The sequence below is a fragment of the Segeticoccus sp. genome, from assembly GCF_035708005.1.
Window position 1 is genome coordinate 1 of record NZ_DASSTI010000117.1, and the last position, 4,733, is coordinate 4,733.

Genomic DNA, 4,733 nt, shown 5'->3' on the forward strand with positions numbered 1-4,733 from the left:
GGGCGGTGGCGGTGCGGGCCCCGCCGGCGCGGGCGTAGCGCACCAGGCGCCGCGCGCTGGTGGCGCTCATCCCGGTGGCGGCCTGGATCTCCGCGGCCGCCCCGTCCCGCCCGGCCAGCGCCAGCTGGGCGCGGCGGGCCACCCCCACCGGCACCCCGGCGGCGGGGTTCAGGTGCAGCTCGTAGGCGGTGGCCACCACCCCGGCCGCCTCGACCGCGACCCCGTCCAGGAACGCCTTGGCCACCTCGGCCGCCTCGAGCACCGCCAGCGCCTGGCGACCCTGGGCCAGCGTGGCCGTCGCCGGGGTGTGCTCATCGGCCACCTCCGCCAGCGGCTCCTGCCCGACCCCGTCCCGGCCCGGGGCCCGCAGCGCCGGCACCGGCCAGTCCCCGGCCACCGCACGGGCGAACCCCTGCACCACCCGGGCCACCGCCGCGCCCACCCCCACCGGCAGACCCGACACGTCCACCACCGCCGACCCGCCGCCACCCTCCACCACAGACCCCTCCGCCGCGGAGCGATCCAGCGCAGCACCGTCCGCGGGGTCAAGGTCGGAACCGGCGCCGGCCGGCAGGCTCGCCAGCAGACCGGCGAGCTGCTCACGCCAGCCCGGATCGGCACTGCCCGAACCGGCGCCACGGCCCGAGCGGTCATGCCCGCGCCGTGGCCCCTGCTGGTGCTGTGCCTGCTGTGAAGTGGACGGATCCACCAGATGCCCCCACGGTTGCGATCACCCACCGGGCCAGCGCACCCGGGGTCTCAGACCGCGTCCCCATCTGACTCTGAAACTCTCGCAACCCCACGCGATCCGAACTGATGTTCGAAGCCTAGCAGGCGTGGACGGCCACCACAACCCCTCATCCCCAGCGGAATGATGAGTCCAGACAAGGTCGCGCTGCCCCGACTGGCCGCTCCGGGATGCAGAACGCCGTCACTGGCCACAAGGTGGACACCGCGACCAACGCCAGAGCGCCACCCGAACACACCCGCCGCGAGGCACGCGGGTGACGCGGAGGATGCGGAGGACGCGGAAGACAGGAAGACTCCAGCAACCGGATGAGACGACCAGGGAGACAGCCGTGGCACCCATGTGGCTCGTCGTCGTCGCGTGGTGTGCCCTCGCGTCGGGCTTCGGGTCGGCCGGCTACATCGTGTGGGACATCCTCGGGCGCGGCTATCGACAGCCCATGCGCGTCATGGAGGCGGTCTGGCCGATCACGGCGCTGTACTTCCTGCCCCTCGCCGTGTGGGCCTACCACCGCTTCGGTCGCCCCAAGACCGAGAAGTGGCTGCGCCGGCACCAGCGCGAGGAGCCGCCCGCCCAGCCGAACTGGGCGGCGGTCGCCACCGGGGTGAGCCACTGCGGCGCCGGCTGCACCTTGGGCGACATCATCGCCGAGTTCGTCATCTTCGGCCTCGGTGCGACCATCGCCGGCGAGGCACTGTTCGCCATGTATGTCGGCGACTACCTCGCCGCCGTGGGCTTGGGAATCGTGTTCCAGTACCTCGCCATCGCGCCCATGCGCGGTCTGGGCCTCGGCGAGGGCCTCAAGGAGGCCGCGAAGGCCGATGTCCTGTCCCTGACTGCCTTCGAGGTCGGCCTGTTCGGCTGGATGGCGTTGATGCGCTTCGTCTTCTTCCCCGACTCGCCACTGGAGCCCAGCTCGCCGGCGTACTGGTTTCTCATGCAGATCGGCATGGCCATCGGCTTCTTCACCGCCTGGCCGGCCAACGTGTGGCTCATCCGCCGGGGCATCAAGGAGGCCATGTGACCGAGCGGGTGGCCGCGCGTCGCTCCAGAAGGTGAGTGACGGCATACCAGTGGGTATGGCGACGAGGCACGTGAGCCACCACGTCGCCGTCTGCCGTGCTCACCACTGAGCAGTGCGGGCGCGAGAGTTCAGGAGGACCCCATGGCCTCGGAGAGCCACACCACCACCGACCACGACGAGATCCGCCGCTGGGTCGAGGAACACGACGGGACGCCGGCGAGCGTCCGCGACACCTCGCAGGGCAGCGACCCGGGGGTGCTGCGCATCGACTTCCCGGGCGGCACCGGGGAGGGCGAGTTGGAGCACCTCAGCTGGGACGACTGGTTCGAGAAGTTCGACGACAACGAGTTGGCATTCCTCTACCAGGAGAAGAAGTCCAGTGGCGAGGACAGCACCTTCTTCAAGCTCGTCAAGCGCTGACACGGGCAGCGGGGACGGCACCGGACGGAACGGCACCAGCCCGGGCGACGAAGTCCGGGAGGCACTTCGGCGGACAGCCCGGGACTCCTTCGGCTGGGACGAACTGAGGGACGGCCAGCTCGAGGCGATGAGCGCCCTGATGTCCGGTCAGGACGTCCTCGCCGTCATGCCGAGCGGCTACGGCAAGTCCGCGCTCTACCAGGTGCCGGCGCTGCTCCTCGACGGCCCGACGCTGGTGCTGTCGCCCCTGATTGCGTTGCAACGCGACCAGATCGCCGGCATCGACCGGCGCGCTGCGGGCGCCGATGACGACGGCTCGGTGGCACCGGAGGCGGTTGCGGTCAACTCCTCCGAGAGCAGCGGGGACGTGGCCGACGCCTGGGAGGCGGTGCGCCGCGACGACGCCGAGTTCGTGTTCCTGGCGCCGGAACAGCTCGCCAAGGAGGAGGTGCTCGACCGGCTCGCGCGGCTCGACGTCTCGCTGGTGGTGGTCGACGAGGCGCACTGCGTGTCCGCGTGGGGCCATGACTTCCGCCCGGACTACCTGCGCATCGGGACCGCCCTGGACCTGCTGGGTCGCCCTCGCGTCGCCACGCTGACGGCCACCGCCGCACCGCCCGTGCGCGATGAGATCGTCGAGCGCCTCGGGCTGCAGGACCCGCGCGTCCTCATCCACGGCTTCCGCCGCTCCAACATCCGCCTCGAGGTGACCCGTGAGCTCGAGGACCACGCCAAGCGTGAGGCGGTCCTCGACGCCGTGACCGAGCTGACCCCGCCGGGACTGCTCTACGTCGCCACCCGCAAGGACACCGGACGGTATGCCGAGCAGCTGGCTGACCGTGGAATCCGCACGGCCGCGTACCACGGGGGTCTCACGGCGGACGAGCGCGCCTGCGTTCACGAGCAGTTCACGGAGGGCGACACCGACGTGGTCGTGGCTACGTCGGCCTTCGGGATGGGGATCGACAAGCCCGACGTGCACTTCGTCCTCCATGCCTCGGCACCCGCCTCGCTGGACAGCTACTACCAGGAGATCGGCCGCAGCGGACGCGACGGCGACCCCGCCTGCGCGCGGCTCTTCTACCGGCCGGAAGACCTGTCGTTGCAACGGTTCCTCACTGCGCACCATGCGGACGAGGAAGCGCTGCGCGCCACGTTCGCGCACGTGCGGTCCGCCGAGGGGCCAGTGCGGATCACGCGGCTGCGTCGGGAGGTCGACGCCTCGGCCCGCAAGGTGACCGCCGCGGTGAACCTCCTCGAGCAGGTCGGCGCCCTGCGGCCCACCCGCAAGGGGTACACCGCCGCCGAGCATTCCCTGGACGACGCCGTGGCGGCGGCCCTCGAGCTGTCCGAGGCGCACGAGCGGGTCGAGCGCTCGCGGGTGGAGATGATGCGCGGCTACGCCGAGACCACCGAGTGTCGCTGGCAGTTCCTGCTCGGCTACTTCGGGGAGCAGCTCCAGCAGCCGTGCGGCAACTGTGACAACTGCGACCGATCGGACGAGGGACACGTCGAGACCCGGCCGTCCGCGCGTCGACGTGATGCCGACACCCCGTTTCCCGTCGAGAGCCGGGTCGTCCACCGGGAGTGGGGCGCCGGCACGGTGATGAGCGTCGAAACCGACCGGCTCACCGTGCTGTTCGACGACGAGGGCTACCGGACCCTATCGCTGCCGATGGTGGAGGACACGGACCTGCTCGAGCCCGAGGCCTGAGCCCACAACCGGGCGGCCGTGTGGCAGCGTGGACCCGGCGCGCGGCACGTCCGCACGTCCACGTCCAACGATCCGCACCGCGACCAGGAGACCACATGCCCGGCGAGCGCCCACTCATCGGAATCGCACCCCGCTTCCTCAAGGGTGAGGACGGGAAGCTGGCGGACGCCGCAGCGCGACTCACGGTGCTCGAGTGCCTGGCGGCCGTCGGGTGCCAGCCGGTGATGCTCTACGTCGTCGACCCCGACGATCCCGACGAGGTGGCCGCGGTCGTGCGCAGCGTGGCCGGGCTCGTCTTCCCCGGTGGCGGTGACTCCGACCCGGCGCTCTACGGCCAGCCCGACCGCCACCCGGCCCTGCGCCTCGTGGATCCGCGGCAGGACGCGAGCGACCTCGCCCTGATCCGCGCCGCCGTCGCAGCCGGCGTGCCCACCCTGGCGATCTGCCGCGGGATGCAGACCCTCAACATCGCCCAGGACGGCTCCCTCATCCAGCACCTGGAGCCCGGCTCGGTCGCTCACTGGGAGCACGCCCACCGCATCAGGGTGAGCGAGCCGGACTCCCGCGTCGCGCGGATGTACCCGGACGGTGAGCTCACCGGCTGCTCCTACCACCAGCAGGCGGTCGACCGTCTGGGTGCGGACCTGCACGTGACCGCTCTGGCCGACGACGGTTGCATCGAGGCGGTCGAGCACCTCCACGCGCCGGTGCTGGGCCTGCAGTGGCACCCCGAGGTCACCCTCCCCGAGGTGCCGGAGCGACAGTTCGCTCCGTTCGCCTGGCTCGCGCGGGAGGCCGCCCGCCAGCCCGTCGCGTGACCGGTCGGA

General features: G+C 71.7%; 5 protein-coding genes. 4 read left to right on the top strand and 1 reads right to left on the bottom strand.

What is annotated here, in order from left to right:
• Positions 1–709, bottom strand: a 709-nt coding sequence (locus tag VFL99_RS11580) for a hypothetical protein (protein WP_325106510.1), incomplete at its 3' end; no start/stop codon positions are given.
• A 379-nt stretch (positions 710–1,088) separates the two neighbouring features.
• Between VFL99_RS11580 and VFL99_RS11585 the strand changes: the two genes are divergently transcribed.
• The 4 genes from VFL99_RS11585 to VFL99_RS11600 all read left to right on the top strand — a co-directional run bounded on the left by VFL99_RS11585 (position 1,089) and on the right by VFL99_RS11600 (position 4,724).
• Positions 1,089–1,772 (top strand): DUF4396 domain-containing protein, encoded by a 684-nt coding sequence (locus VFL99_RS11585; protein WP_325106514.1) that lies wholly within the window; start codon positions 1,089–1,091, stop codon positions 1,770–1,772.
• A 141-nt stretch (positions 1,773–1,913) separates the two neighbouring features.
• Complete coding sequence (locus tag VFL99_RS11590) at positions 1,914–2,192, top strand: hypothetical protein (RefSeq protein ID WP_325106511.1); 279 nt, start codon at positions 1,914–1,916, stop codon at positions 2,190–2,192.
• A complete protein-coding gene (locus tag VFL99_RS11595) occupies positions 2,152–3,906 on the top strand; it encodes a RecQ family ATP-dependent DNA helicase (protein ID WP_325106512.1) in 1,755 nt (584 codons plus the stop codon). Before VFL99_RS11590 ends, VFL99_RS11595 begins: the two co-directional genes overlap by 41 nt.
• A gap of 95 nt (positions 3,907–4,001) precedes the next feature.
• Positions 4,002–4,724, top strand: a complete 723-nt coding sequence (locus tag VFL99_RS11600) for a gamma-glutamyl-gamma-aminobutyrate hydrolase family protein (RefSeq protein ID WP_325106513.1) — start codon at positions 4,002–4,004, stop codon at positions 4,722–4,724.
• Positions 4,725–4,733: the final 9 nt, after the last annotated feature.